This is a genomic window from Microbacterium karelineae (assembly GCF_009745985.1).
GTDB lineage: Bacteria > Actinomycetota > Actinomycetes > Actinomycetales > Microbacteriaceae > Microbacterium > Microbacterium karelineae.
Map to the genome: position 1 here is coordinate 22,187 of NZ_WFIX01000179.1, position 26,929 is coordinate 49,115.

The following is a 26,929-nucleotide window of genomic DNA, read 5'->3' on the forward strand; positions in this document are numbered from 1 at the left end:
CGGCCCTTTTCGGCTAGTGTGGTGGCTGGTGTGCGCTCTCGCGCGGTCACCATCCGTTTCTGGGAGGCAGTTTCTTGTTCAGCGCTATCGCGCGGATCTTCCGCACCCCCGACCTGCGTCGGAAGATCGGCTTCACGCTCGGCATCATCGCCATCTATCGTTTCGGCGCACATGTTCCCGCGCCGTTCGTCAGCTATCCGAATGTGCAGAGCTGTCTCGCGCAGACGTCGGGGGCGGACGGGCTGCTGTCTCTCGTCAACCTCTTCTCCGGCGGCGCGCTGCTGCAGCTGTCGATCTTCGCCCTCGGCGTCATGCCGTACATCACGGGCACGATCATCACGCAGCTGCTGCGCGTCGTGATCCCGCACTTCGAGACCCTCCACAAGGAGGGCCAGGCGGGTCAGTCGAAGCTCACGCAGTACACGCGCTACCTCACGATCGCGCTTGCGCTGCTGCAGTCGACGACTCTCGTGACGGTCGCGCGCTCCGGTCAGCTGTTCGGCAACACCGACATCGCCGAGTGCAACAACCTGCTGACGAACACCAGCTGGGTCACGCAGGGCATGATCATCCTCACCCTCACGGCGGGCACCGGCCTCGTGATGTGGATGGCAGAGCTCGTCACCGAGCGCGGCGTCGGCAACGGCATGTCGCTGCTGATCTTCACGTCGATCGCCGCGACCTTCCCCGGCGCCCTCGGTGCGATCTGGTCGGCGCAGGGCTTCGAGATCTTCCTCCTCGTCCTCGCTCTCGGCGTCGTCATCATCGGCCTCGTCGTCTTCGTCGAGCAGTCGCAGCGCCGTGTCCCCGTGCAGTACGCGAAGCGCATGGTGGGGCGCCGCACCTACGGCGGCACGAACACGTACATCCCGATCAAGGTCAACATGGCCGGCGTCGTGCCCGTCATCTTCGCCTCGTCGCTGCTGTACATCCCCGCGCTCATCGCGCAGTTCAACACGCCCACCGACGGCACCGCCCCCGCGGGCTGGGTCGTGTGGATCAACCAGTACCTCACGACGGGCGACCACGCGCTCTACATGGCGGTCTACTTCCTCCTCATCGTCGGGTTCACGTACTTCTACGTCGCGATCACCTTCAACCCGGTCGACGTCGCCGACAACATGAAGAAGTACGGCGGCTTCATCCCCGGTGTCAGGGCGGGCCGCCCGACGGCCGAGTACCTCGACTTCGTGCTCACCCGCATCACGTTCCCCGGCTCGATCTACCTGGGTCTCGTCGCCCTGATCCCGCTGATCGCGCTGGCGACCGTACAGGCGAACCAGAACTTCCCGTTCGGCGGCGCGTCGATCCTCATCATCGTCGGTGTGGGTCTCGAGACCGTCAAGCAGATCGATGCGCAGCTGCAGCAGCGCCACTACGAAGGGCTCCTCCGATGACCTCCAGGCTTCTGATCGTCGGCCCGCAGGGGTCGGGCAAGGGCACGCAGGGCGTGCGCGTCGCGGAGGCCTACGGCGTCCCGGTCGTCTCGACGGGCGACATCTTCCGCGCGAACATCAAGAACGGCACGGAGCTCGGCCAGAAGGTCAAGGCCATCACCGACGCGGGCGATCTCGTCCCCGACGACGTGACGGGCGAGATCGTCGCCGACCGCCTCTCGCAGGACGACGCCGCGCAGGGCTTCCTGCTCGACGGCTACCCCCGCAACGCGGCGCAGGTCGAGTACCTCGACGCGTTCCTCGCGGGTCGCGACGCCGCGCTCGACGCCGTGATCCTCCTCGACGTCCCGCGCGACGAGTCGATCGCCCGCATCACGGAGCGCGCGAATATCGAGGGGCGCAGCGACGACACGGAGGAGGCCGTCGCGAAGCGCCTCGACATCTACGAGTCGGAGACGGCTCCGATCATCGACACATACGAGGCTCGTGGCATCGTCGACCGCATCGACGGCGTCGGCTCGCTCGACGAGATCACCGAGCGGATCCTCGCGGCGCTCGACGCGCGCCGTCTCGTGCGCGCGACGTCCTGATCGTCTCCCGCATGTTCCGTCGCTCCGTCTACAAGAAGCCGGCGCAGCTGCGCGGCATGGTCGCGCCCGGCGAGATCACCGCGGCGGCGCTCGACGCGGTGGCGGAGGCGATCCGCCCCGGCGTCACGACGCTCGAACTCGACAGGATCGCCGAGGAGGCGATCACGGCCCGCGGCGCGCACTCGAACTTCCAGCTCGTGCCCGGCTACAGTCACACGGTGTGCGTATCGGTGAACGAGCAGGTCGTGCACGGGATCCCGACGGAGCGCGTGCTCGAGGCGGGCGACATCGTCTCCGTCGACTGCGGCGCCGAGACCCCCGAGGGCTGGAACGGCGATTCGGCACGCACGTTCATCGTGCCGGGCGAGGCGGCGGATCCGTCGCTCGTCGCGCAGCGCCAGGAGCTGTCGGACGTGACGCGTGGATCCATGTGGGCGGGCATCGCGGCGCTCGCGTCGTCGTCGCACCTGGGCCAGGTGGGCGCCGTGATCCAGGATCACATCGAGGCGAACCCTCTGCCGTCGACCGGGCAGCCGGCAGGCATCCTGCGCGATTACGTCGGCCACGGCATCGGCAGGAAGATGCATGAGGAACCGACGCTCTTCCACTATGCGACCCCCGGCCGCGGTGCCGAGATCAAACCCGGCCTGTGCATCTGCGTCGAGCCGATGATGACGGCCGGCAGCGATGAGGTCTTCGTCGAAGACGACGACTGGACCATCACGACGGTCGACGGCTCCTCCGGCGCACACTGGGAACATAGCGTCGCCGTGCATGCTGGTGGCATCTGGGTCCTCACAGCCCCGGACGGGGGAGCGGAGGCGCTCGCCTCCTACGGCGTGACGCCGGTCCCCATTCCCTGACACTCACCCCGAAGGTCTCATTCACATGATGATGGCAGCAGCAGCCAAGAACCGGAGCGTTTTCGCGATCGTCGTCTCGATCGCCGTCGTGGTGGCGGTCGTCGCCGTCGGCGTCCTCGTCTACTTCATGAACCGCACGGCGAGCGCGCCGGCCGAGGCGCCCGCCGCGGGCGTCGTGAACGAGGAGACCGGCGCGATCGCGATCGGCGACGGCGACCAGACGATCGACGAGTACATCGACTTCATGTGCCCGATCTGCAACCAGGCGCACGAGGCGTACGGCGACACGATCACCGAGCAGATCGAGTCGGGTGAGATCACGTTCAACGTGCACCCGATCTCGATCCTCGACCGCGCCTCGCAGGGCACCGAGTTCTCGACGCGCGCCGCGGCCGCGGCGTACTGCGTCGCCGACGACAACGGCGACGCCGTGTATCCGTTCATCGACCTGATGTTCAGGAACCAGCCTGCCGAGGGGTCCACGGGTCTGACGGACGACGAGATCGCGGGATACGCATCAGATGCGGGTGCCGATGGCGCCGCCTCATGCATCGCCGACGGCACGTACAAGGACTACGTCACCGAGCGCTCGAGCGTCGCGGTCGACGACCCCGACCTGCAGGGGCCGAACGGCTTCGGCACGCCGACAGTCCTCGTCAACGGTGAGATGATCTCGGTCACGATGAACGCCGATGCGGACCTCGTCGCGAACCTCGACTGATACCACGCCGACACGCGCCCGAGTTGAAAGGCTCGGGCGCGTCGGCTACTATGGATCTTTGGTGTCTTGCGCCTGCGCTCGCGCGCGCTGAGACGCCGATCCACTCATTCACCGCAGACCGGTCGGTCTGCTCAGAAGGTAAGCGAGTCTATGGCTAAAGACGGTGTCATCGAGATCGAGGGCACAGTGTCCGAATCGCTGCCCAACGCGATGTTCCGCGTTGAGCTGACCAACGGACACAAGGTGCTCGCCACGATCTCCGGGAAGATGCGACAGAACTACATCCGCATCATCCCCGAGGATCGCGTCGTCGTGGAGCTCAGCCCCTACGACCTCACGCGCGGTCGCATCGTCTACCGCTACCGCTGATCGATCCGACCGAGAAGTAACGGCCCGGCACTGACGGGCACGAAGACAGCGATAGGAACACCATGAAGGTCCAGCCCAGCGTCAAGCGCATCTGCGAGCACTGCAAGACGATCCGCCGCAACGGCGTCGTGATGGTCATCTGCAAGTCGAACCCGCGCCACAAGCAGCGCCAGGGCTGAATCTTTCCCGCTCCGCGGAAAAGATTCAGCTACAGCGTCTGGTCCTCGGCTTCGCCGCGAACTGGGAACTCTCCCGCTCCGCGGAAAAGATTCAGAAGCGCCACAACTCAACATTCTCGGCAGGATCAGAACCCGCTCAGGCGGGGGACACCTCGGGGCGGAGGCCCGGGCACCGATCCTGCTCCACACCTCCACAATCAATAGGAGAGACCGCATGGCACGTCTTGCCGGCGTCGACATCCCGCGCGAGAAGCGCGTGGTGATCGCACTCACGTACATCTACGGCGTGGGACGCACCCGCTCCAACGAGATCCTCGCAGCCACTGGCGTGGACGAGAACATCCGCGTCAAGGACCTCACCGACGACCAGCTGGTCGCGCTGCGCGACCACATCGAGGGCACCTACAAGGTGGAGGGTGACCTCCGCCGTGAGGTCGCCGCCGACATCCGTCGCAAGGTCGAGATCGGTTCGTACGAGGGCATCCGCCACCGTCGTGGCCTCCCCGTGCGCGGCCAGCGCACCAAGACCAACGCTCGCACCCGCAAGGGTCCGAAGCGCACGGTCGCAGGTAAGAAGAAGGCACGCTGAGGCGCGTAAAGGTTTAGGAGAACACCATGGCTGCACCGAAGTCCGCCGCGCGCAAGCCGCGCCGCAAGGAGAAGAAGAACGTCGCGCTGGGCCAGGCCCACATCAAGTCGACGTTCAACAACACGATCGTCTCGATCACCGACCCGTCGGGTGCCGTGCTCAGCTGGGCCTCGTCGGGTGGCGTGGGCTTCAAGGGCTCGCGCAAGTCGACCCCCTACGCCGCCGGCATGGCCGCCGAGTCCGCTGCCCGTCAGGCGCAGGACCACGGCGTCAAGAAGGTCGACGTCTTCGTGAAGGGCCCGGGCTCGGGTCGCGAGACCGCGATCCGCTCGCTCCAGGCCGCTGGCCTCGAGGTCGGCTCGATCCAGGACGTCACGCCGCAGGCTCACAACGGCTGCCGTCCGCCGAAGCGCCGTCGCGTCTGAGCAACTTCGCGCCGGGGCGCGGCGGTCACCCGCCGCACCCCGGCGTCACGTCGTTCCCACTGCGCGCTCGCACCGCGCAGGAGTCACAATTCAAGACCTCATTCACCAAGTGTCATATAGCGGGCACTTGATCGAAAGGAACACATAGTGCTCATCGCACAGCGTCCTACTCTGACCGAGGAGAAGATCTCCGAGTTCCGCAGCCGGTTCGTCATCGAGCCGCTCGAGCCCGGTTTCGGCTACACGATCGGCAACTCGCTGCGCCGCAGCCTGCTGTCGTCGATCCCCGGCGCTGCCGTCACGAGCATCCGCATCGACGGTGTGCTGCACGAGTTCAGCACGATCCCGGGTGTGGTCGAGGACGTCACGCAGATCATCCTGAACGTCAAGCAGCTCGTCGTCTCGAGCGAGCGCGACGAGCCCATCACCGCGTACCTGCGCAAGACGGGCGCGGGCGAGGTCACGGCTGCCGACATCTCGGCTCCCGCCGGCGTCGAGGTGCACAACCCCGAGCTCGTCATCGCCACGCTCAACGACAACGCGAAGTTCGAGCTCGAGTTCACGATCGAGCGCGGTCGCGGCTACGTCTCGGCGGGCCAGAACCGCAACGAGTACGCCGAGGCCGGTCAGGTCCCGATCGACTCGATCTACTCGCCTGTCGTGAAGGTCGCCTACCGCGTCGACGCGACGCGTGCCGGCGAGCGCACCGACTTCGACAAGCTGGTGCTCGACGTCGAGACGAAGCCCTCCATCCTCCCCCGCGACGCCGTCGCGTCGGCCGGACGCACGCTCGTCGAGCTGTTCGGTCTCGCGCGCGAGCTGAACGAGGAGGCCGAGGGCATCGAGATCGGCCCGGCGCCGGTCGAGCAGGTTCTCTCGAACGAGCTGTCGATGCCGATCGAGGACCTCGATCTGTCGGTCCGCTCGTACAACTGCCTCAAGCGCGAGGGAATCAACACGGTCAGCGAGCTCGTCGCCCTCTCGGAGACGCAGCTCATGAACATCCGCAATTTCGGACAGAAGTCGGTGGATGAGGTGCGCGACAAGCTCACCTCTCTCGGACTGTCGCTGAAGGACTCGGTCCCCGGTTTCGAGGGCTCGAACTTCTACGGCGGTTACGAGAACGACGAGACGCTCTGATCCATCCGACTCTTTCGATACTGGAGTATTGAGACATGCCTAAGCCCACGAAGGGTGCCCGCCTCGGTGGCGGCGCCGCTCACGAGCGTCTGATCCTCGCGAACCTCGCGTCGGCGCTGTTCATCAACAAGTCGATCAAGACCACGGAGACCAAGGCCAAGCGCCTGCGTCCCGTGGCCGAGCGACTCGTCACGTTCGGCAAGCGCGGCGACCTCGCCTCGCGCCGTCGCGCGCTGTCGATCCTCCGCAACAAGGAGGCCGTGCACGTTCTCTTCACCGAGATCGCGCCGCAGGTCGCCGACCGCGAGGGTGGCTACACGCGCATCGTGAAGATCGGCAACCGCAAGGGCGACAACGCCCCCATGGCCGCCATCGAGCTCGTCCTCGAGCCCGTGACGCCGAAGGGCACGACGGCGCCGAAGGCTGACGAGGCCCCCGTCGAGGAGCCCGCCGCTGAGGAGACCGAGGTCGCCGCCGAGGAGGCTCCCGTCGAGGAGGCCTCCGCCGCGGACGAGGCGCCCGTCGAGGACGCCGCTGCCGAGGCCGGCGACGACGTCGCCGAGCCGCTCGAGGACGGATCGGCGCCCGAGGGCTTCGACGTCAAGGGCAAGAAGCAGACGAAGAAGTTCTACGCGCCCGGTGACGGCGGCTACGCCCAGGTCAAGGCCGACGTGTACTTCCGCACCGTCGAGGCCGCGGAGGCCGCTGGCTTCGCCCGCTGACACCCGCGCCACGCAGAAGGCCCCCGGATCCGTCCGGGGGCCTTCTCGTATTCTCCGGCGGAGATCCGTCGCGAGACGCTGACGATGCGCCGGACCGCTGACGATTCTCATCGGAGCGGAGGACGTCATGTGGCGTGGACGGCGACGGCAAGCGCGAACTGTCCGTCGAGGGTCATCGGGTCGAGCCCTGTGAGTTCGTGCACGCGCGAGAGACGGTTGCGGACGGAGTTCTCATGCACGTCGAGCAGATCGGCCGTTGCGGAGACCGACGCACCCGTCTGGATGAACGCGCGCAGCGTGGGCCACAGCGAGCGCCCGCGGCGAGCGTCATACCGCTGCAGCGGATCCGCCAGCTGGGCACGGAACGGCGCAAGCTGCTCGGACGTCAGCCTCTCGACGAGACCGCCGAACGTGGAGAGATCCCGCGGCCCGACGCCAGCTCCTCGACGGGTGCTCAGCGTGAACGTCGCCATCGCCTCCTTGATGCTCCGCGCCAGCTCACGCTGGGGTACGGGGCTTCCGAGGCCATAGACCGCATCGGAAGCGGCCTGCTCGAATCCTCGTACGAAGATCTCGTCGGCGACGACGACGGTCACGTCGTCGATCCAGCCCTCGATGATCACGCCCTCTACGAGCGCGGATGTCTCGACGGGCACACAGAGCACGGCGTACTGCGCCCCGGGGACCTCGGGGAACCGATTCTGAAAGATCTGCGCACTCGCGTAGCCGCGCCTCACATAGTCGAGCATCCGACCGTCCTCACGCCGGCGGCGTTCCCGTTCGCTGCGGTGCTCCGCGAGCTGGAACAGCTTCTCGCTGAACGACACGAACGGAAGCGTCGGCGGTACCTCGAACAGCGCGATGCCTGCGCGCTCGGCGGCCGGCGCGAGCCCGGGCGGCGGAGTGTGCCCCTCGACGCCGACGGCGAGGGCGATCGCCGAGGCTCCGCTTGCGATGAGATTCTCGACGAATCGCGCGCAGGTCGCATCGTCGACGAGCTCGTGGCCGACCGTCATGATCAGCGCATCGCGCCGCAGGTAGTTCGTCGGATCGACCAGCTCCGTCGCCTGTGCCACCCGAATGGGGCGGTCGAGGTGCTCAGCACCTGCGACGAGCGTGACGGCGAAGCCAGGCCACGTGAACACGTCGCGCACCGTGGGATGGCGGATGCTCTGCCGTCCCACCGGTCGGGGTCCGTGCGGCGTCTCGTCCGTGAAGCCCCCGACGTGCTCGTTCATGATCTCGACACAGTAGGACCGCGACATTGCGCCGATGTTTCTCTGGTGTGGAGGCTCCTCCACCCAGCCGCGACCTCGCCTGGAGACTCGTCCAGAACACGCGACATCACGACTCCCGCCTCGATTGAGTGTGTCTACGCATCCGAACCGCTCTGTGGAGGCCCATCATGTCGACGACCGCCCGTCCCGGCGCAACGTCCGCCCGACCCGCTGATCGCATAGATCACGATTACCCGCTGACGCCCGTTCCCCCAGGCGCGCGGCGCGGCACGGCGAGCATTGTCGTTCTGATCGCCGGATTCCTGTTCTTCACGCCGACGATGCTCACGGCCGCGCAGGTCGCCGTCGAATTCCCCTTCGCACAGTTCATCGGCCTGGCCGCTGTCGCCGCGGTCGTGCTCGCCGTCTACATCGCCCTCATGGGAGCCGTTTCGGCGAGGACCGGGCTGACGACCGTCATGGTCGCCCGGACGGTGCTCGGCAAGGGCGGCGGCAAGTGGGCGTCGCTCCTTCTCGGCGGCACCCAGATCGGCTGGTACGGCGTCACGGTCGGCACCCTCGTCAACCTGATGAGCCGGGCGTTCGGCTGGGAGATCACCTGGCCCATCGCGATGATAGGCGGCGTCCTGATGGCCATCAGCGCGTACGCGGGGGTGAAGGGCATCGAGATCCTGAGCTGGATCGCTGTTCCTCTCATGCTCATCCTGTGCGTCTGGGTTCTCGCGCTGGCGCTCGACGAGACGGGTGGATGGGGCGGCCTCATGCAGACAGAAGGTCTCGGCACGCTGAGCGCGGGCGCCGCCGTGACGATCATGATCAGCACATTCATCTCCGGCGGCACCCAGATCGGCAATTGGACGCGGTTCGCCCGCGCCGGCCGCATCGCACTCATCGCGACCTTCGCGAGCGTCATCATCGTGCAGTTCACGATGCTGTTCTTCGGCGGTGTGGGCGCCGCCGCGTTCGGAGAGGGCGACTTCGCGGAACTGCTCGTCTCGCTCGGCCTCATCGGCCCCGCCATGATCCTGCTCATCGCGAACCTCTGGACCACGAACGACAACACCGCGTACGCATACGGCGTCGCCGGCAGCGAGCTGTTCGACAAGCCGGACAGACGCCCGTTCGTCGTCGCCGGCACGATCGTCGGCATCGCGCTCGCCGTGTTCGGATTCGACGGGCTGATCGTGCCGTTCCTGTCTGCGCTCGGTGTTCTCATCCCGCCGCTCGGGGGCGCAGTGATCGGCATGTTCTTCCTCTCATGGCGCGGGCGCGGGCCGCAGCTCACGGGCAGCGAGCCGATGTTCCGCGGCAGTGGGATCGCTGCCTATCTCGTCGGTGTCGCGGTGGCGTGGGGCACGACGTACATGGACCTCGGTTCGCCCGCCATCCAAGGCATCATCGCCGCGGCGCTCGTGGCGCCCGTCGCCTACGCCATCGAGCTGCGCGCGGCGCGGCGCGGCACACCCGCATCCTGACCCCCTCGCGCTGACGCCACGGCGATAGACGGAGCACCACTTTTGAACAGCATCTTCATCTCGAGCGCCCAGGTCATCACCATGAGCGAGGAGAACGGATCGACCCCCATCACCGCGAGCATCAGAATCGTCGAAGGCGCCATCCAGGCGATCGGATCCGATCTCGCGCCCGCGGACGGCGACACCATCATCGATGGACGGGACAAGCTTGTCGCACCCGGCTTCGTCAACGCCCACAGCCACTCATGGGAGACCCTGTTCAAGGGCCGCTACGACAATCTGCCGCTTGAGCTGTGGATGCTCTTCTCGTATCCGATCATCGGGCATGCCCGCGTCGATCCCGACCTCATCCGACTTCGCACTCAGCTCTTCGCCGCCGAGTCCTTGAAGTCAGGCGTGACGACCGTCATCGACGACGTGCTCGAGACGCCGAGCCAAGATGAGTCGCAGCTCGACGCCGTGATCGATGCATACGAACTGGTCGGCATCAGGGCGAATGTGTCCGGCCACGTCATCAACAAGCCGTTCGTCGACACGCTGCCCTTCGTCGGCGAAATGCTCGACGGCGCCCTGCTCGACAGGGTCCGCCGGATTCCTGTGGCGACCGCCGACGAGTACCTGGAGTTCTCGCGACGTGCGTTCGATCGCCACCGCGGACGGGCCGGTGGGCGGATCCGGTACATGGTCGCGCCCTCGGGGCCGCAGCGGTGCACGGATGACCTCATCGCGGGCGCGACAGAGCTCGCGGTCGCGGAAGGTGCGGAATGCCACATCCATGTCCTCGAGACGAAGACGCAGGCTGTCACGGGATCAGAGATCTACGGTTCGACCCTGGTCGAGCACCTCGCCGCGATCGGGGGCCTCTCCCCGAACACGACGTTCGCCCACGGCATCTGGGTCACGGACGACGACATCCGTCTCATCGCCGATGCGGGCGTCTCCGTCTCGCACAATCCGATCTCCAATATGAAGCTCGGGTCGGGCATTCTGCCGTGGCGTGCCTATCACGACGCCGGCGTCAACATCGGACTCGGCACCGATGGGCTCTCGAGTTCCGACATGCCACGCATGCTCGAAGTGATCAAGGCCGCTGCGCTCGTCCACAAGGTCTCCGGTCCTGACTTCACCGCGTGGCCGACCGTCGAGGAGGTGCTGCGTGCCGGCACGATCGGCGGCGCTCGCAGCGGCATGCTGCAGGATGCGACGGGCTCGCTCGAAGTGGGAAAGCGCGCGGATCTCAACATCTACGACCTCGAGAGCCTGGCTTTCACTCCGAGGAACGACCTCGACAAGCAGCTTGTGTACTCCGAGAACGGCAGCTCGCTCGAATACGTCATCGTCGATGGTGAGATCGTGGTCGACCACGGCACTCTGACGACCGTGGACGAGCCCGCACTCATCGCCGAGCTCGCCGCACGCCGACCGCAGCTGCAGGTGTGGCAGCGGGCACTCGAACGATTGAACGAGGCCTTCGTGCCGAGCTTCACCGCAATGTACGAGAAGGCCCAGGCGCGCGAGGTCGGGTTCACCCGCTTCATCGCGTCGCGCTGACCATGATGCGCCGGGAGCGCGTCAGACGCTCGAGGGTGCAGCGCGCGACCGCGATGCCTTCGCGATTCAGCTCGGCGTGGATCTTCCGTGCCCGTAGGCGTCGAGGTCGTCCTCTGGGCGGTCTCGATCACGGCTCCAGCGGATCGCGAGGATGTATCGACGAGGCGAGACGATCGCGGTGTGCGCGACACTCTCAGGTATGAGGCGAATCACGACGATGATCGCGGGGATGGGCGTCTCCCTGCTGCTGAGCGGCTGCGCGGGCTCTCCCGGAGGCACCAGCCCGGACGGCGCGACGACCGCCGGCGACCTCGAATGCAGCGGGACGTCGATCCGAGCAGAGGCGTACGCCGAAGCCGAGTCGGCGGGCGCGGCCATCGGCGTGGCCGCGGAGGCGATCGCCTCGGCAGTGGACGACGCCGGCGACTCCGTCGTCCTCGAGGAACCCGGCGCGTGGCTCGTCGTCGGGGCCTCGGCTGAGAAGGTGACGCTGCTGCGGCCGCTCCCGGAGCCCTCGGACGTGCGCGGCAATGGCGTCCTCGACGATCATGAGCTGAGGGTGCTCGCGCCGCTCGGTGGCGAGCCGTGGATGCTCGTGCGGGCGGGATCCTGCGCTCTGTCGCGGGATCCGAGCCCGCTGGCGCCGGCGGACGTCGCGCTTGACCCGGACAGCGCTCCGGCGGCATCGGATTCCGCACTCTCGCTCCTCGTGACCGAGCGCGCGTGCAGCAGCGGGCGGGATGCCGAGGGCCGCGTCCGACTCGTCGATCTCGAGCAGACGGCGGAGGCCGTGACCGTGTGGGTTGCTGTCGAGCCGGAGGAGGGGGCCGCGGGCTGCCCATCGAATCCGCCGACACCGTTCACGGTCGACCTCGACGAGCCTCTCGGCGACCGCCTGATCCTCGACGGATCCCTCGCCGCATCACGCCCGATCCTGCCGCACGCGCAGGTGAACGACTGACGGGCGGGCGATGCGACGAAGGCCCGGATCCATGGATCCGGGCCTTCGATTCTCGCGTGGCGAGTGAGGGATTCGAACCCCCGAAGCATTCCGCGGCTGATTTACAGTCAGCTCCCTTTGGCCGCTCGGGCAACTCGCCGAATGCGCACCCGCCCGACTTGTTCAGCCGACCGGAGGCGCGATCAATCATCATACGCGGGAAGCGGCGATGCGGGAAATCGTGATGCCCGGGCGCGCCAGGCCGCCCCGGAGGCCGCGCATTCCGGCCGCGGAACGTCGTCGATGCGAGGATGGATCCGACAACCGAGGGGGAGACATGACGACACCGACTCCGCAGTCGAACGTTCCGATCACCGACGAGGCCGACACCGGGCTGCCGCCGCTGCTGAGGGGCGCCATGTGGGTCGCGATCGGCGCTCTCATCGCCGGCGCGATCCTCTGCGTCATCTGGGTGCTGCTGTCGCCGGAGGGCGACGTGATCCCGAAGGCGTTCCTCACGATCCTCCTGCTCGCCGCGTTCGCCGGCGCGGCGCTCCTCGATGCACACCTTGCGTCGCGACGGGCCCCCTGGCTCATCGTCGCGAGCATGACCGCCTGGGTGCTCACGCTGCTGTGCGGTCTCACCCTCATCTGGACGCCCACGGAGACGTGGATCGGCGCCTTCAAGGTGTGGAACTTCATCCTCATCGTCGCCTTCATCCAGCTCGCCCTGCTGCACCAGCGTCTCCTGTGGAACGTGCACGCCCGATACGTGACGGCGTTCACGCGCGCGCTCGTGCTGGCGACGACCCTGTTCGTGCTCGCACTGCTCGTGATGACCCTCGTGCCCCTCACGCTGGTGGACGTCATCGAGCTCCCCGACATCTACGGGCGGATCATGGTGTCGCTGGCGATCCTCGGAGCCGTCGGCACCGCGCTCGTGCCGCTCGTGAGCGCGCTGTTCGCGCCCCGCACGCGGGCCGCGGCGCCCGCGTCCCCGGACGCGGGGCTGCTGCCCTGGCCGACATACGCCGACGGCGTGACGCCGCTGCCGATGCTCGCGAACGGTCAGCCGGATTTCGACGCGCAGCGCGCCGGCGCGCCCTCGCCGGGATCCCGGTCCTTCGGCACTCCCGCGGCAGGTGCTCCCGCGGCAGGCGCCCCCGTGGCGCCCCTGCCGCCGGGCGTCGCACCGGTGCCGCCCGCACCCGCGTCCGCGGCTCCGGCGCCGCCCCAGGCGCCCGCCGCCGCGCCGTCGCCCCCGATCCCGCCGCGCCCGGCGCCGCCCCGTGAGGATCCGGCGGCCTGATCGGCCGGCCAGCCCGCGAGCGCACACGTGTTCTGCGAGCGCACATGACATGTCATGTGCGCTCGCACACACCTTGTGCGCTCGGGGAGTGGGTGCCCCGTGCTGCGCGCCGGTAGCGTGGGAGGCATGAGCCTCGAACGCGATCTGCGCGACCTCGCCCGTGACGTCGCGATCGACGCGGGGGATCTCGCGCAGCGCCGCCGCGCGGAGGGCGTGCGGGTCGCGGCGAGCAAGTCGACCATGGCCGACATCGTCACCGAGGCCGACCGTGAGGTCGAGGCGCTCATCCGTGCGCGCCTCGCGGAGGAGCGCCCGGACGACGGGTTCCTCGGCGAGGAGTCGGGGACGGCGTCCGGCACGTCCGGCGTCACCTGGGTCGTCGATCCCATCGACGGCACCGTGAACTACGCGTCCGGCATGCCGAGCTACGCTGTGAGCATCGCCGCCGTGCGGGGAGGGGAGACCCTCGCGACGTGGGAGGCGCTCGCGGGCGTGGTGCGCGCTCCCGCCCTCGGCGAGACCTACCTCGCGGCCCGCGGTGACGGCGCGCGCGTGGAGACGGAATCCGGATCCGACGCGCTGCGCGTCGCGACGGACTTCCCCGCGGGCACGCTGCTCGCGACGGGCTTCGGCTACGACCCGCGCACGCATCAGGGCGACATCGACACGGTGCGTCGCGTCATGCCGATCGCCCGCGATGTGCGGCGCATCGGCGCGGCCGCGATCGACCTCAGCTACGTCGCGGCGGGGCGCCTCGACGGATACTTCGAGCGCGGGCTGAATCCCTGGGACCTCGCGGCCGGCGCCCTGCTCGTCGAGGAGGCGGGCGGATCCGTTCGCGAGCTTCCCGAAGACGGATTCGGTCGGCGGATGACCATCGCCGGGCACGCGCCGCTCGTCGATCGGATCGCCGATCGGATCCTCGACGGAGCCGCGTCCTGACGGCGCGGGGCGCCTCGAATGGCGCTCTCAGCGAGAATCGAGTACCGTAGTTACCTGTTCGTTACTTTGCTCCCCCACACGCAAGGAACGCACCCCCTCATTCATCGCTCCCACGAGGAGCACAGGACGAAAGTGCGCCCGATTGACTGCTGACCGCCCCGCGCCCGACGCCGCGTCTTCACGCCGCTCGCGCCGCGCCGCCTCCACGGCAGGGGTGTCCGGCGACGCTGTGCGCCCGCTGACGCGGCGCGAGATGCGCGAGCGCGAGAGCGTCACGGTGTCGGTCGAATCTCAGCCCGCCGTCGAGCACGAGTTCGAGGAGGCCCTGTCGGTCGCCCGCGACGTGCCGCACGCCGGCGAGCGGGAGAAGGCCGCGCGCGACGAGTTCTCCGCGGCCGCCGAGGCGCTGAGCTTCACGGGCGAGCACGAGCCGATTCGGATCGCGAGCGACGAGCCGGAGAGCGTCCGCGAGTCGCGGCAGCAGGCGCGCCGCCGGGCCGCCGCGTCGCACCGCGTCCTCACCACCCCGTTCCGCCGGTTCGCGGCCGCCACGGCCTCCGTCGCCGCGGTCGGCGCCGTCACGCTCATGGCCATCGGCACCGCCCTTCCGCTCACCGGGACCGCGTTCGAGGCGGACGCGACGGCGGACGCGGCCGTGACCACCGAGGCGTCCGCCGAGGTCGAAGCCGAGGGCGTCGAGTCGCAGCTGCAGGCGTACGTCGCCGGCGCTGACGTCGAGACGCAGCCGCTCGAGCGCGTCGAGGGCTACGAGGCATCGACGTTTCGAGACATCGCGGTGGCCGACGGGATCAGCACCTCCGGCGCGTTCTTCGACAATGACCCGACGGCAGACATCCAGTGGCCGTTCGCGGTGGGCACGAGCATGAGCTCGCCGTTCGGCTGGCGCTGGGGTCGCATGCACGAGGGCGTCGACTTCACCCCAGGGGAGGGCGCTCCCATCCAGGCCGTCGCAGACGGCGTCGTGCGCACGGCGACCGAGGCAGGCGGCGCCTACGGTGTGAACGTCTACATCGACCACGTCATCGACGGCGAGCTCGTCACGACGCACTACGCGCACATGCAGTACGGCTCGCTGCAGGTCGCGACGGGCGACCGCGTCGAGGTCGGCCAGGTCATCGGCAGCACCGGCAACACCGGGCGGTCGTATGGCGCCCACCTGCACTTCGAGGTCCGGTACAACGACACCGCGATCGACCCGGTGCCGTGGCTCGAGGAGTACGCCAACACGCACTACTCCGCCGACGAGCGCGCGGCCGTCGAGGAGCTCGAGAGCCAGCTGCTCGGCACGAGCTTCACCTCCGAATGAGGCACGCAACGCCCGAGGGATCCTGATTCGAGGATCCCAGACGGCTTTGGTACGATTTCCTGGTTGCCCTGAGAAGGGCACCACGCCCCGATAGCTCAGTGGTAGAGCACTTCCATGGTAAGGAAGGGGTCGTCAGTTCAATCCTGACTCGGGGCTCGCAACATCACGTTGTATGCGGCAGGGTAGCTCAGTTGGTGAGAGCGCACGACTCATAATCGTGAGGTCGCGGGTTCAAGCCCCGCTCCTGCTACCGAATGCCAGATCAGCCCCGGTTCTTGCCGGGGCTCTTCTGTTCCCGGGGCGCGCTGAGCGTCGTCTCGCGCTCGACGATCGTCGCGGGGTGCGTGACGATGCGGCGCGCGGGATCCGCTTCCGAGCCGTCGATGCGGCTCGTCAGGAGCTCCGCGATCGATTCCGCGCGGGCCGCGTTATCGGGCTCGATGGTCGACAGCCGGGGGATCGAGAAGCGGCCCGCGCGCACGTTGTCGAAGCCGATCACCTGTGCGTCGTCCGGCACGCGGATCCCGGCGTCCGCCAGGGCGCGCATCGCGCCGAACGCGATCCCGTCGGTCATCGCGAACACGGCGTCGATCTCGCGCCCCTCCGCGATGAGTCCGCGGACGCCGTCGTAGCCGCCCTGCTGGTCGAACGTGCAGGGCACGATGAGCGACGGATCCGGGGCGACGCCCATCGCGTCGTGCGCGTCGCGGAATCCGCGCATGCGCAGGCCCGGCATCGTCTCCTCGTCGCGAGCGGTGCCGCCGAGCGCGACGATGTCGCGCGCGCCCCTCTGCAGCAGCAGCTCGGTGGCGCGGCGCGCGCCGCCGATGTTGTCCATGAGCACGTGGTCGAGCCCGCTCGACAGGGCGCGCTCGCCGAGGAGCACGATCGGTGTCGTCGTGTCGATCTGCGCGAGGTGTTCGGCGTCGCCGGCGGCGAGGGCGAGGACGAAGCCGTCGTATGCGTCCAGGCGCGATGACGCGAGCGAGTCCACCTCGGTGCGCACGGCGCCGCCCGTGTGCATGACGACGAGGCGGAACCCCCGCTCCAGGAATCGATGGCTGAGCTCCTCCGCCAGGCCGGCGTAGTACTCGGAGTCGAAGGTGGGCAGGCCGAGACCGATGGTTCCCGTGCGGCCGCGTCGCAGGGACCGCGCGGTCTGGTTCACGCGGTACCCGAGCGCGGTGATCGACGCGATCACGCGATCCCGGGTCGGAGCGCCCACCCGCGCCGATCGTCCGTTGACGACATTCGACACGGTCTGCGCCGAGACGCCCGCGTGTCGCGCGACGTCCTGCATCGTCACGTGCGAGCTCCGAGGGCGCGGCATGACCTTCATCCTGTCATCTCGGTTGGCGGGAACCCCGCACGACCCCTTGCGGCGCAGAAATTGTTCGCGGTAACATTCCGATGTCCGCGGAAGTTGATCGATCAATCGCTCCGCGGCAGGAGAGGCGCGGGAGCATGGGCGCTCCGCCCACCCCGCGCGAACCGGGAGCGATCGAGGAGGATCCGTGTCCGTTCATGCGCACCCGACGAGGGGCAGCCGCCTGCTCGTCGCGCTCGCCGCCGCGGTGCTGACGGCCTGGAATCCCGGCACCGCCTCGGACCGGGCCCACCCATCGCACACATCGAACGAGGAGGAATCGTGGCAGCACAACGACAGGACAGACAGGCGCGCGCGCCGAGGAGGGCCGTGGTCGGCGTGACGCTGGCCGGGATGGTGGCCGCATCGTTCACGGTGACGACGGCGTCGTACGCGGCAGAGGACGAGCACACCGGCGACGCGCGATCGGCGCGAACCGTCGAGGTCGTGGGGAAGCTCCCCGGCGACCACAATCCGCTGATGGGGCACAAGTTCGGCGCAGACGGCTTCGGCTTCGTCGATGACGGCCGCGTCTACATGTACCTGACGAACGACACGCAGGGCTACGCGCCCGACCCCGAGACGGGGATCTCACCGCAGATCAACTACGGCGACATCGACCAGATCACGCTGATCTCGTCGACCGACCTCGTCAACTGGACCGACCACGGCGAGATCCCCGTGGCGGGTCCGGACGGTGTGGCGCCGTTCACGAACAACTCCTGGGCGCCCGGGATGGCGAAGCAGACCGTCGACGGCGAGGAGAAGTACTTCCTCTACTACGCCAACGGCGGCGGATCCTCGAACGTCATCACGGGCGAATCGCCCCTGGGGCCGTGGACGAGCGAGCGGACGAGCACGCTCATCGACGGCCGCACCCCCGGCGCCGACGAGGTCGCCTGGAAGTTCGACCCCGCGCCGCTCGTCGACGAGGACGGCGAGGCGTATCTCTACTTCGGCGGCGGTCCCGCCGCGACCGACATGCCCGACGAGGAGCGCTTCAACAATCCGAAGAACATCCGCGTGATCGAGCTCGGCGACGACATGGTCTCCACGACGGGCACTGCGGCGGTCGTCGACGCCCCCGTCGCGTTCGAGGCGGCGCAGGTGTTCCGCCGCGGCGACATGTACTACCTGTCGTACTCGTCGCACTTCGGCGGCCCCGACTTCGGCGGATCGCAGATCCCGGCGCCGGGATACCCCGGCGGCGGCCAGATCGGCTACATGATGTCGGACGATCCGATGTCGTGGCCGAAGGAGTCCTACGCCGGTGTGATGTTCCCGAATCAGTCGGAGTTCTTCGGCACGGGGACCGGCGGAAACAACCACCAGTCGGTCTTCGAGTACGAGGGCAGGTACTACTTCTCGTATCACGCGCCGACGCTGAACAAGCGGATCAACGGCGACAGCGCGCAGGGGTACCGCAGCGCCCACCTGCAGGAGCTGCGCTTCGCCGATGACGGCGCGGTCGAGCAGGTCGTCGGCGACTACGCCGGCGTCGACCAGGTGCGCGACTTCGATCCCTATCGGCAGTTCGAGGCGGAGACCCTCGGCTGGACGAAGGGGATCGCCACGGAGCGGATCGCGGACGGCTCGGCCGAGTTCGGCGGATCCGCGCCGAACCTCGTGGTGACGGACGTCCAGGACGGCGACTGGACCGGCCTGTCCTCCGTCGCGTTCGGTGAGGACGGGGCGGCCGCGGTGACGGCGCGGGCGATGCCGCAGCAGGCAGGCGGCGCCATCGAGGTGCGTCTGGACGCGCCCGACGGGCCCCTCGCCGGCACGATCGAGATCGATGGGCCGGCCGGCGAATGGACGGAGGCGACCGCATCGCTCGAGGACGCCGTCGGCACGCACGACGTGTTCTTCCGGTACGTCGGGCCGAGCGGCGAGCTGTTCGACGTCGACACGATCGAGTTCGCGGCCGAGGGTGCGTCGCTCGAGGTGTCGGTCACGGCCGCCGCGCGCTGCGTCGCGGGGACCGCGGTCGTCACCGCTCGGGTGGCGAACGACTCCGACCTCGTCGCGGCAGTGACCGTCGAGTCGCCGTTCGGCACACAGGCCGCCGCCGCGATCGGGCCCGGATCGACGGCGTCGTACGCGTTCCGCACACGGGCCGGCGAGGCGGCGGCGGGGGAGATCGCGATCGGCGCATCCGCCGCGGCCCCGGGTGGATCCGCGACCGCGTCGGCGATCGCGCCCTACGACGGGATCGCCTGCGGCTGATCTCGGCGCCGACACGGCAGGCGGCCTCGGCGCGGGAACTCCGCGCGGGGCCGTCGCCGCGTCGCTGTCCGGTACACCGGTCGCCTCACTGCGAGCATGCCGGGAATCGCCGTGGTTGCCGTCACGAAACCCGCCGTCGACCGTCTCCACTCCAGGACCACTCTGTTCTGTCGTGGAGGGGAAAGCACATGGGACGTCGGCGGCTGGGGCGATTCGCGGGCTTGGGGATCATCGGGCTGACACTGCTCGTGGCGATCGCCCTGCTCGCATTCCTGGCGGGGACGGGCGTGCGCCCGTTCTGGGAGCCGCGCCCGTTCTCGGTGCTCGGGATCGATATGCTGTACGACCCGCATGCGCCCGCTCCGTGGATCACCGTGAGCGCCCTGCTGATCGCGTTCGCTGCGGGAGCCGGAGTCGCGACGCACGAGCACCGCGTCGCGACCGCGGCTCGGCGCACCCGCGCGCACGTCACGCGGCGTCCGCTCGCGCCCCGCCGCGTCATGGCGCGCACGCGCGGCCGGTTCGCGGGCGAGGTCACGATCACGGCCGTGATCCCCGCACACGATGAGGCCGAGAGCCTCGCCGCGACCATCGCATCGCTGCGCAGGCAGACGACGCCGCCGGAGCGGATCGTCGTCGTCGCAGACAACTGCACGGACGACACGATCGCGGTCGCACGAGCGGCGGGCGTCGAGGTCATCGTCACGGTCGACAACGACCGTCGCAAGGCCGGCGCCCTCAACCAGGCGCTCGCGGACGTGCTGCCCGGCCTCGGCGCCAACGACGCCGTTCTCGTGATGGACGCCGACACGCGGCTTGCGAGCGCGGTCTTCCTCGAGACGGCGCGGCAGAGGATGACCGACGACCGCGCGCTCATGGCGGTCGGCGGGCTGTTCCTCGGCGAGCAGGGGCACGGCCTGCTCGGTCAGTTCCAGCGCAACGAGTACACGCGCTACTCGCGTGAGATCGAACGTCGCCGGGGCCGCGTGTTCGTGCTGAGCGGAACGGCCAGCGTCTTCCGCCCCGAAGCGCTCCGGACGGTCGCGGCGGCGCGCGGATCCCTCCTGCCCGGCCACCACGGCGACGTCTACGACACCGTCGCCCTGACGGAGGACAACGAGATCACGATCGCGATCAAGACGCTCGGTGGGCTCGTCACCTCGCCGCAGGACGCGACCGTCACGACGGAGCTCATGCCGAGCTGGCGGATGCTGTGGCGGCAGCGCCTGCGCTGGCAGCGTGGGGCGATCGAGAACCTCGCCTCGTATGGCGTGACACACACGACAGCGCGGTACTGGTCGCAGCAGATCGGCATCGGCTATTCGGTCATCGCCCTGCTGTCGTACTTCGCGCTCCTCGTGATCATGCTGCTCGCGATCGACGAGTGGGTGTGGTTCACCTTCTGGCTCTCCATCGGCGTCATCTTCGCCGCCGAACGGATCGTCACCGTGTGGCGCGGCGGGTGGCGCGCCCGGATCCTCGCGGCGCTCGTGCTGCCTGAACTCGTGTACGACCTGTTCATCGACGTGGTCTTCGTCAAGGGCGTCATCGACATGACCGTCGCGCGCGAGGCGACGTGGTCGCACGCGTCGCCGAGCGCATCGCCCGTCCACGAGATCGAGGCCGCGCGATGACCGGCGTCGTTCCCGCAGGGATCCTGCTTCCCGTCGAGGTGCTCCACAGCGACGGCTTCGCGCTCCTCGCCGCGTTCGTCGCGGTGAACACACTCGTCTATCTCGCCCTCGCCGTCCTCAAGATCCTCCCGGTCCCGAGGCCGCCGCGGCGCGGCCGGACTCGCCGGGCGGAGACGCGCAGCATCCACCCCGACGGACCGCTCTGAGGATCGCGGCCACCGTGTCCGAACCGATTGCCGTGCAGCAGCGCTCGCGCGAGGGCGCGTCCGCAGTCCGGGTGCGCCGAGGATGGCTCAGCGCGCCCCGGCAGAGCGCGTACTCGATCGCCTCGGCGACCGGATGCGCCTACGCGGCGGCCCTGCTCGCCCTGCATCTCGCGCTGCACGTCCATGACGGGGCCGAGGTGCTCGCCGTCGCCGGTCTCATCGCGCTCTGCGTCGTCGGGGCCGCGTCGATCATGTGTGCGGGGGCGCGCTTCCCGCGCGCGGCCGGCTATGCGCTCGCGGCCGGCGCGGGCGCGGGATTCGTCGCGACGGCGGCACTGACGACGTCGCTCGACGGGCTCGTCACGACGCTCCTCCTCATCGCGCCCGTCGTCGTCTATCTGGGATGGGCGTATCCCGCTCCGGTCGCGCGCGCGACGGCCACGGGGATCGTCGCGCTCGTCGGCCTCGCCGTGCTCGCGAACCCGGCCATCGCGTGGATCGTCACCCGGGCGCCGCTCGCCCTGGTCGTCGGTGCCGCCATGTGCGCCTTCGCACTCGAGGTGTCGATCGCTCAGGCGCGCGAGCTCGACTGCGCGCGGCGCACGGATCCTCTCACGGGCGCGCTCAACCGCCGCGGGATCAGCGGAGCGCTGGCCACGGCGCGTGCGGAGGGCGGCACCGCGATCGTCATCGACCTCGACGGGCTCAAGCCGGTCAACGACCACGACGGACACGCGGCCGGCGACCGGCTCCTCCGGGCGAGCGTCGATGCGTGGCGGCGCGTGCTCGGGCCGCGGTCGCGGATCGGACGGCTCGGCGGCGACGAGTTCGCGATCCTCGTGACGGGGGCGGACGCGGCGCACATCGACGAGACGATCGGGCGGCTCCGATCGGGCTCCCCCCACTCGTTCAGCGCGAGCATCGTCCCGCTCTCGCGGGTTGCGGATCCCGACGATCTCTTCGCGCTGGCGGATGCCGGCCTCTACCGCGACAAGCGCAGGCGCCGCGCGCGCCCGGCCGCGGACATCGAGGGGCGCGTCGCCCCGCCTCGACACCGGGGCGACGCAGGGATCTGGATCGGCGCCGCCGCGCTGTTCGCGCTCCGGGGCGCGACGGGCGTCGTCTCGGCGGTGGCGCCGGTGGTCGTCGTCGCCGCGGCCGTCGAGCTCGCGCTCGCCGTGGCATTCGGCACGCACCTGCTCACCAGCGGAGGCCGCTCGCCGACGTGGGTGCGGGCGCTGTGGACTGTGTGCATCGCGGCGACGACGGCCGCGTGCATCGCGTACGCGGGATCCGCGGGCGCAGAGATCTCCGCGCTTGCGGGGGTGACGCCGGCGGCGATCCTCGTCGCGTGCCTCGCCAGGTCACGCGCGGCGCGTGTCGCGCAGGCGCTGTTCACCGCCGCGATCGTCGCCGGCGTGGCCGTAGCGGGCCCGCACGCGCTCGTCGAGGCTGGGCGGCTCTCCGGCCTCGTCGCGGCGGCGACTGCGTGGTATCTCATGGAGATCCTGCTCATCACGCGCGCGCGACTCCGCCACGTCGCGCAGACGGATCCGCTGACCGGCGCCCGCGACCGCGCGGGTCTCGACGAGGCGCTCGAGCGCGCCGTGCTCCGAGCGCGGCGCCGGCGCGCGTCCCTCTCGGTCGCCGTCGTCGACTTCGACCGCTTCAAGCAGATCAACGACCGGCGCGGGCACGCGGCCGGCGATGCGGCCCTGCGCGCCGCCGTCGCGGCCTGGCGCGACGCGCTGCGCCGCGACGACGTCATCGGGCGCTCCGGTGGAGACGAGTTCGCGATCCTCCTCCCGAACACGTCGGAAGACGGTGCGAGGACGACGATCGCCCGCCTCCGCGGGGAGGCACGGGATCCGTGGAGCTGGGGTGTCGCGACGCTGCGGGACGGCGACGATATGGCGAGCCTGCTCGCCCGGGCCGATGACGATATGCGCGCCGCAAAGCGCTGACGCGGGAGAGGGCTCAGGCACGTCAGCGTCGCTCTACGCGTCGGCGCCGAGTCCCTTGATGTGGTCGGGCAGGCGCTCGTTCGAGCCGTACATGAAGTGGTTCGCCATGTTCTCGCTGAAGCGGCTGGCCGGGGGAGTCAGGCCGACGGCCTCGGCGACCTCGCGGATGTGGATCGGCGCGGCGCCGCAGCACACGCCGAGGTAGTTCACGCCGAGCCCGTGCGCCTCCTCCGCGAAGGCGCGGATCTCGTAGCGGTTCGCGAAGAGCGGGTCGAGGGCGGTCGGGAACGTGCGGCCATGCGGCGCGGGCACCGAGGCGCGCACGTCCGAGAGGTTGAAGAACGTGGGCTCGTCGGGGGTCGTGCGATACGGGATCGGCAGGGCGCCGACGTGGCACGAGACGGCGTCGCGGATCTCGCGCAGCCACGGCATCATCGTCTGCGGGCCGCGGAAGCAGTTGAGCCCGACGACGTCGGCCCCGGCCTGCTCGAGCCGCTTCGCGGTGTCGACGATGCCGACGCCGTCCATCATCTCGTTCGCCGCCATGGGCGCGAGCATCGAGACGACGGGGAGGCCGCTGGCCTTCGCCACCTCGAGCGCCGCGAGGGCCTCGCCGGCATAGTAGAAGGTCTCGGCGACGATGATGTCGGCGCCCTCCTCGACGGCCCAGCCGACCATCTCCTCGAACATGCCGCGCACCTCGGCCTGCTTCGCGGCGTCGCCCGGATCCCAGATGTTCGTGTTCGAGATGTTGCCGGCGACGAGGTCGCCTGGCACCTGGTCGGCGACCTCGCGCGCGATCCGCAGCGCGGCGCGGTTGAGGGGCTCGAGGAGGTCCTCCTTGCCGATCACGCGCATCTTCTCGCGGTGGCCGTTGTACGTGAACGCCTCGACGACGTCGGATCCGGCGCGCTGGAAGTCGACGTGCAGCGCGCGCAGCGCCTCGGGGTTCTCGAGCGCCACCTCCGGCACGAATTCGCCCGCCGTCAGGTAGCCGCGTCGTTCGAGTTCGAAGAGGAAGCCCTCCGCACAGATGACCGGGCCCGCGTCGAGTCGCCGGGTCAGTTCGTTGTCACCAGCCATGTTCCGCTCCTTGGAGGTCGCGCGCGCCGCCCTGGTCGCGTCGAGGCCAAGCTAGTTGGATCCCCCTACGGGCGCCAGAGGTATGGCGCACCGAGTCGGGTTCGGCGACCCCTCACGCGTGTGCGAGCAGGAAGGGGCGGGCGGCGGCGAGGAGTGCACGGGGATCGTCGGCCCACAGGCGAACGGACGTGACGGAGGGGGCGCCCCCGTGCGCGGGCGCGGAACCGGGGAGGCGGATCGCCAGAGGCGCCTCCAGCTCGATCAGGATGTTCGTCTCGTACTGAACCCGCTCCGCGTATTCTGCGGATCCATCCGATGCGTCGTGCGTGACGCGCGGCGTCTTCGGCTGATCGACGCGCGGATCGATGGCGATGAAGGCGATCGGGCCCCAGGGGATCGGGACATCGATCTCGAGGCCGCCGCGGACGCGGATCCCGGACGGGCCGACCGTATGCGGCCGCATGAGCATGGCGCACAGCAGGCCGACCATCCAGGTGACGCCCCAGACTCCGAGCACGAGCAGGGCGATCCGCACGGGCGGCCAGTTGCGCGCGATGAGGTCGATGATGGGGATCTCGAGAGCCGACAGCGCGATGAACACCCACAGGACGGTTCGCACGGGGCGGTGGTAGGTGAATCCGGCTCCGCCGACCTCGATCGAGGGTCTCCGCGCGATGGCGCGCGCGATGCTGGTGTACACGCGTGCCTCGGCGCGGAGGGCTCGACGGGCGAGCGCCCGGGCGCGTCGCAGGCGGAGCCGAGCAGGCGTGGCCGGGCGCCTGGTCACGACGGTCGCCCTTCGGCGCGCGCGACGAGCACCTCGAGGCGCTCGGCGATGGCGGCGATGCCCCGCTCCACGGCGGCCCGTTCGTCGGGGGCGACCGCCGACAGCAGAGCCTCGTCGAGGTCGGCGTGCTCGATCTGCATGCGGGACATCATCGCGACCGCGTCGTCCGTGAGCCGGACGAGAACCGCTCGGCGGTCGGAGGGATGCGGGACGCGGCGGACGTGCCCGGACCGCTCCAGCGCATCGAGGAGGCCCGTGATGTTGCGGGGGCTCACCCCACAGGCCTCGGCGAGCTCGCGCTGGGTCGAGGGTCCGGCGTGGTGCACCACCCACAGGAGGTGGACGCGCGCGGGGGTGAGCGCCGTGCCCGCGAACGCACGCTCCATGTCTCGGCGGAACAGGTCGCCGATCTGGAGCAGGCGATCCAGCGTGAGGGGAGTCATCCTGTGATCATAGTACATAGTGAAGCATGTTCACTATGTGATCGGATCACCCTCCGCGGTCACGCGCCGGACGAAGTCGATGGCGGGGTCGAACACGGTCGCCGGGTCGGCGAGCCCCTTCCACATGTGGTCGGCGCCCGGAACGAGCGTCAGCTCGGCCTCGCCGCCGGCCGCGCGCACCGCCTCCGCGAATGTCGTGCTCTGCGCCGCCGGAACGAAGGAGTCGTCCTCGCCGTGTGCGAGGTGGAAGGGCGGGATCCCCGCGTGCAGGTGGTGGCGCGGGCTCGCCCTGCGGGCCACGTCGGGCCGGGAGGCGACGGATCCGCCGATCAGGAGCGCCTCGCGTGTGGTCTCCGGCTCGTCGCCCTGAGGGAACGCGAGGAGGTCGGTCGGGGCGTACCAGCAGACGGCGCCGGCGATCTCCGGATCCGTGACCGCGGCCATCGCGGCGAGGTGGCCGCCCGCCGACTCTCCCCACACGACGATGCGGCTCGCGTCGAGTCCGTGCTCCTCCGCGCCGATCGAGCGGATCCATGCGAGCGCGGCCGCGACGTCGTCGGCCTGTGCGGGGAAGATCGCCTCGCCGCTCAGACGGTAGTCGACCGATGCGACGGCGAAGCCCGCCGCGACGATCCGCCCGAAGCTGTCCTCCTCGGACACGCCGGGATAGAACATGGCGCGGCTGCCGCGGCGCCAGCCGCCGCCGTGCAGGAACACGACGATGGCCGGATCCGCGACGTCCGGCAGGTGCAGGTCGAGGCTCAGGGGGCGGAAGCCCTCGACCTGCGCGTACGGGATGTCCCGGAGGATCATCAGTCGAACAGCTCGTAGCCGTCGACGAAGTTGACGTCGTGCTTCGCGCCCTCGGCCGCCATCAGCGCGAAGTCGGGGATGTGCATGTCGGCGGGATCCGGGATCCCGGCCTTCGTCGTCGGCTTCGCGATCGCGCGGAAGAAGTCGGTGAATCCGCCGCTCGTGACGCCGAAGATCTTGCCCGTGCGCTCGATGCGGTACGAGTGGATCGTGTTCTTCGGCACATAGCCGAACCCGCCGGCCTCGAGGATCCGCGTCTCGCGATGGCCGTTCTGGTCGTCGATCCAGAGACGCAGCGCGCCCTCCATGACGAAGAACGTCTCGTGGGTGAGGGCGTGGAAGTGCGCGGGGACGGCCTGGCCGGGGCGGCCCTCTGTCACGAATGCGTCGAACTGGTCCTCGGTCTGCGGCGACGTCGTCAGCAGCGTGAAGAGCTGATCGAAGAGCACCAGCTTGTCGCCCTCCGCCTCGTCGAGCAGATACGGGGCGGGCGCGGTGGGCAGGGCGCTGGGAAGGGAATCGGTCACGGAGGGCCTCCTCGTCGAAGTCGTGGTGTGCTCTCCAGCCTCGGCGGATCCGCCCGCGAGGGCCAGTACGTTCTCCCCACTGGTCGGTAGGCGGTGCCTAACA

At 69.4% G+C, this 26,929-nt stretch carries 28 protein-coding genes and 3 tRNA genes; 23 read left to right on the forward strand and 8 right to left on the reverse strand.

Annotated elements, in window-relative coordinates; translation table 11 throughout:
• Positions 1 to 74 precede the first annotated feature (74 nt).
• The 10 genes from secY to rplQ all read left to right on the forward strand — a co-directional run bounded on the left by secY (position 75) and on the right by rplQ (position 6,995).
• Positions 75 to 1,397 (forward strand): preprotein translocase subunit SecY, encoded by a 1,323-nt coding sequence (gene secY, locus GB932_RS08085; RefSeq protein WP_156760194.1) that lies wholly within the window; start codon positions 75 to 77, stop codon positions 1,395 to 1,397.
• Positions 1,394 to 1,987 carry an adenylate kinase gene (locus GB932_RS08090; protein WP_156760195.1) on the forward strand — a complete coding sequence of 198 codons (594 nt, stop codon included), beginning with the start codon at positions 1,394 to 1,396 and terminating at the stop codon, positions 1,985 to 1,987. Before secY ends, GB932_RS08090 begins: the two co-directional genes overlap by 4 nt.
• 11 nt (positions 1,988 to 1,998) lie before the next feature.
• Positions 1,999 to 2,850 (forward strand): type I methionyl aminopeptidase, encoded by an 852-nt coding sequence (map, locus tag GB932_RS08095; RefSeq protein WP_156760196.1) that lies wholly within the window; start codon positions 1,999 to 2,001, stop codon positions 2,848 to 2,850.
• A gap of 28 nt (positions 2,851 to 2,878) precedes the next feature.
• Entirely contained in the window at positions 2,879 to 3,571 is a 693-nt protein-coding gene (locus GB932_RS08100; protein ID WP_156760197.1) for a DsbA family protein, read from the forward strand.
• Positions 3,572 to 3,721: 150 nt separating this feature from the next.
• Positions 3,722 to 3,940 carry a translation initiation factor IF-1 gene (infA, locus tag GB932_RS08105; RefSeq protein ID WP_110589694.1) on the forward strand — a complete coding sequence of 73 codons (219 nt, stop codon included), beginning with the start codon at positions 3,722 to 3,724 and terminating at the stop codon, positions 3,938 to 3,940.
• Between the two features lie 62 nt (positions 3,941 to 4,002).
• Positions 4,003 to 4,119, forward strand: coding sequence for a 50S ribosomal protein L36 (gene rpmJ / locus GB932_RS08110; protein WP_156760198.1), 117 nt, complete (start codon positions 4,003 to 4,005; stop codon positions 4,117 to 4,119).
• A gap of 214 nt (positions 4,120 to 4,333) precedes the next feature.
• Positions 4,334 to 4,708, forward strand: coding sequence for a 30S ribosomal protein S13 (gene rpsM / locus GB932_RS08115; protein ID WP_156760199.1), 375 nt, complete (start codon positions 4,334 to 4,336; stop codon positions 4,706 to 4,708).
• A 26-nt stretch (positions 4,709 to 4,734) separates the two neighbouring features.
• The gene (rpsK, locus tag GB932_RS08120) at positions 4,735 to 5,133 is read left to right on the forward strand and encodes a 30S ribosomal protein S11 (protein ID WP_110589697.1); all 399 of its coding nucleotides are present in this window, start codon (positions 4,735 to 4,737) and stop codon (positions 5,131 to 5,133) included.
• 147 nt (positions 5,134 to 5,280) lie between these two features.
• On the forward strand, positions 5,281 to 6,273 hold the full coding sequence (locus tag GB932_RS08125; protein WP_156760200.1) for a DNA-directed RNA polymerase subunit alpha: 993 nt from the start codon (positions 5,281 to 5,283) through the stop codon (positions 6,271 to 6,273).
• Between the two features lie 35 nt (positions 6,274 to 6,308).
• Positions 6,309 to 6,995 carry a 50S ribosomal protein L17, sunset domain variant gene (gene rplQ / locus GB932_RS08130; protein ID WP_156760201.1) on the forward strand — a complete coding sequence of 229 codons (687 nt, stop codon included), beginning with the start codon at positions 6,309 to 6,311 and terminating at the stop codon, positions 6,993 to 6,995.
• A gap of 125 nt (positions 6,996 to 7,120) precedes the next feature.
• On the opposite strand, the gene GB932_RS08135 is transcribed toward rplQ, so the two are convergent.
• Positions 7,121 to 8,233: a PucR family transcriptional regulator gene (locus tag GB932_RS08135; protein ID WP_197517388.1), complete on the reverse strand. Its 1,113-nt coding sequence runs from the start codon at positions 8,231 to 8,233 to the stop codon at positions 7,121 to 7,123.
• Between the two features lie 167 nt (positions 8,234 to 8,400).
• Between GB932_RS08135 and GB932_RS08140 the strand changes: the two genes are divergently transcribed.
• The 3 genes from GB932_RS08140 to GB932_RS08150 all read left to right on the forward strand — a co-directional run bounded on the left by GB932_RS08140 (position 8,401) and on the right by GB932_RS08150 (position 12,220).
• Positions 8,401 to 9,708 carry a cytosine permease gene (locus GB932_RS08140; RefSeq protein ID WP_156760203.1) on the forward strand — a complete coding sequence of 436 codons (1,308 nt, stop codon included), beginning with the start codon at positions 8,401 to 8,403 and terminating at the stop codon, positions 9,706 to 9,708.
• A gap of 42 nt (positions 9,709 to 9,750) precedes the next feature.
• Positions 9,751 to 11,259, forward strand: coding sequence for an amidohydrolase family protein (locus tag GB932_RS08145; protein WP_231916077.1), 1,509 nt, complete (start codon positions 9,751 to 9,753; stop codon positions 11,257 to 11,259).
• Between the two features lie 199 nt (positions 11,260 to 11,458).
• Entirely contained in the window at positions 11,459 to 12,220 is a 762-nt protein-coding gene (locus tag GB932_RS08150) for a hypothetical protein (RefSeq protein WP_156760204.1), read from the forward strand.
• Positions 12,221 to 12,277: 57 nt separating this feature from the next.
• Here GB932_RS08150 and GB932_RS08155 read toward each other — a convergent pair.
• Positions 12,278 to 12,359 (reverse strand) — tRNA-Tyr (locus GB932_RS08155).
• 177 nt (positions 12,360 to 12,536) lie between these two features.
• Here GB932_RS08155 and GB932_RS08160 point away from each other — a divergent pair.
• The 5 genes from GB932_RS08160 (at position 12,537) to GB932_RS08180 (ending at position 16,027) form a co-directional block, all read left to right on the forward strand.
• A complete protein-coding gene (locus GB932_RS08160) occupies positions 12,537 to 13,508 on the forward strand; it encodes a hypothetical protein (protein WP_197517389.1) in 972 nt (323 codons plus the stop codon).
• A gap of 126 nt (positions 13,509 to 13,634) precedes the next feature.
• On the forward strand, positions 13,635 to 14,450 hold the full coding sequence (locus tag GB932_RS08165; protein ID WP_156760205.1) for an inositol monophosphatase family protein: 816 nt from the start codon (positions 13,635 to 13,637) through the stop codon (positions 14,448 to 14,450).
• Between the two features lie 142 nt (positions 14,451 to 14,592).
• Positions 14,593 to 15,777 carry a M23 family metallopeptidase gene (locus GB932_RS08170; RefSeq protein WP_156760206.1) on the forward strand — a complete coding sequence of 395 codons (1,185 nt, stop codon included), beginning with the start codon at positions 14,593 to 14,595 and terminating at the stop codon, positions 15,775 to 15,777.
• 84 nt (positions 15,778 to 15,861) lie between these two features.
• Positions 15,862 to 15,933: transfer RNA gene (locus tag GB932_RS08175), tRNA-Thr, on the forward strand.
• 20 nt (positions 15,934 to 15,953) lie between these two features.
• Positions 15,954 to 16,027, forward strand: a tRNA-Met gene (locus GB932_RS08180).
• A gap of 12 nt (positions 16,028 to 16,039) precedes the next feature.
• Here the strand turns inward: GB932_RS08180 and GB932_RS08185 are convergent.
• Positions 16,040 to 17,107, reverse strand: a complete 1,068-nt coding sequence (locus GB932_RS08185) for a LacI family DNA-binding transcriptional regulator (protein ID WP_197517390.1) — start codon at positions 17,105 to 17,107, stop codon at positions 16,040 to 16,042.
• Positions 17,108 to 17,291: 184 nt separating this feature from the next.
• Here GB932_RS08185 and GB932_RS08190 point away from each other — a divergent pair, with 184 nt between their 5' ends.
• The 5 genes from GB932_RS08190 to GB932_RS08210 all read left to right on the forward strand — a co-directional run bounded on the left by GB932_RS08190 (position 17,292) and on the right by GB932_RS08210 (position 23,173).
• Positions 17,292 to 17,486 carry a hypothetical protein gene (locus GB932_RS08190; RefSeq protein ID WP_156760208.1) on the forward strand — a complete coding sequence of 65 codons (195 nt, stop codon included), beginning with the start codon at positions 17,292 to 17,294 and terminating at the stop codon, positions 17,484 to 17,486.
• Complete coding sequence (locus GB932_RS08195) at positions 17,474 to 19,369, forward strand: glycoside hydrolase family 43 protein (protein ID WP_197517391.1); 1,896 nt, start codon at positions 17,474 to 17,476, stop codon at positions 19,367 to 19,369. Before GB932_RS08190 ends, GB932_RS08195 begins: the two co-directional genes overlap by 13 nt.
• Positions 19,370 to 19,557: 188 nt before the next feature.
• The gene (locus tag GB932_RS08200; protein WP_156760209.1) at positions 19,558 to 21,003 is read left to right on the forward strand and encodes a glycosyltransferase family 2 protein; all 1,446 of its coding nucleotides are present in this window, start codon (positions 19,558 to 19,560) and stop codon (positions 21,001 to 21,003) included.
• Positions 21,000 to 21,209, forward strand: coding sequence for a hypothetical protein (locus GB932_RS08205; RefSeq protein WP_231916078.1), 210 nt, complete (start codon positions 21,000 to 21,002; stop codon positions 21,207 to 21,209). Before GB932_RS08200 ends, GB932_RS08205 begins: the two co-directional genes overlap by 4 nt.
• A 14-nt stretch (positions 21,210 to 21,223) precedes the next feature.
• Positions 21,224 to 23,173, forward strand: a complete 1,950-nt coding sequence (locus GB932_RS08210) for a diguanylate cyclase domain-containing protein (RefSeq protein ID WP_156760210.1) — start codon at positions 21,224 to 21,226, stop codon at positions 23,171 to 23,173.
• Positions 23,174 to 23,206: 33 nt separating this feature from the next.
• On the opposite strand, the gene GB932_RS08215 is transcribed toward GB932_RS08210, so the two are convergent.
• The 5 genes from GB932_RS08215 to GB932_RS08235 form a co-directional block, all read right to left on the reverse strand.
• Positions 23,207 to 24,256 (reverse strand): homocysteine S-methyltransferase family protein, encoded by a 1,050-nt coding sequence (locus GB932_RS08215; RefSeq protein ID WP_156760211.1) that lies wholly within the window; start codon positions 24,254 to 24,256, stop codon positions 23,207 to 23,209.
• Between the two features lie 112 nt (positions 24,257 to 24,368).
• Positions 24,369 to 25,043 carry a hypothetical protein gene (locus tag GB932_RS08220; RefSeq protein WP_156760212.1) on the reverse strand — a complete coding sequence of 225 codons (675 nt, stop codon included), beginning with the start codon at positions 25,041 to 25,043 and terminating at the stop codon, positions 24,369 to 24,371.
• The gene (locus GB932_RS08225) at positions 25,040 to 25,486 is read right to left on the reverse strand and encodes a MarR family winged helix-turn-helix transcriptional regulator (RefSeq protein ID WP_156760213.1); all 447 of its coding nucleotides are present in this window, start codon (positions 25,484 to 25,486) and stop codon (positions 25,040 to 25,042) included. Before GB932_RS08225 ends, GB932_RS08220 begins: the two co-directional genes overlap by 4 nt.
• 33 nt (positions 25,487 to 25,519) lie before the next feature.
• Positions 25,520 to 26,299, reverse strand: a complete 780-nt coding sequence (locus GB932_RS08230) for an alpha/beta hydrolase (RefSeq protein WP_156760214.1) — start codon at positions 26,297 to 26,299, stop codon at positions 25,520 to 25,522.
• Positions 26,299 to 26,826 carry a quercetin 2,3-dioxygenase gene (locus tag GB932_RS08235; RefSeq protein WP_197517392.1) on the reverse strand — a complete coding sequence of 176 codons (528 nt, stop codon included), beginning with the start codon at positions 26,824 to 26,826 and terminating at the stop codon, positions 26,299 to 26,301. Before GB932_RS08235 ends, GB932_RS08230 begins: the two co-directional genes overlap by 1 nt.
• Between the last annotated feature and the right edge of the window lie 103 nt (positions 26,827 to 26,929).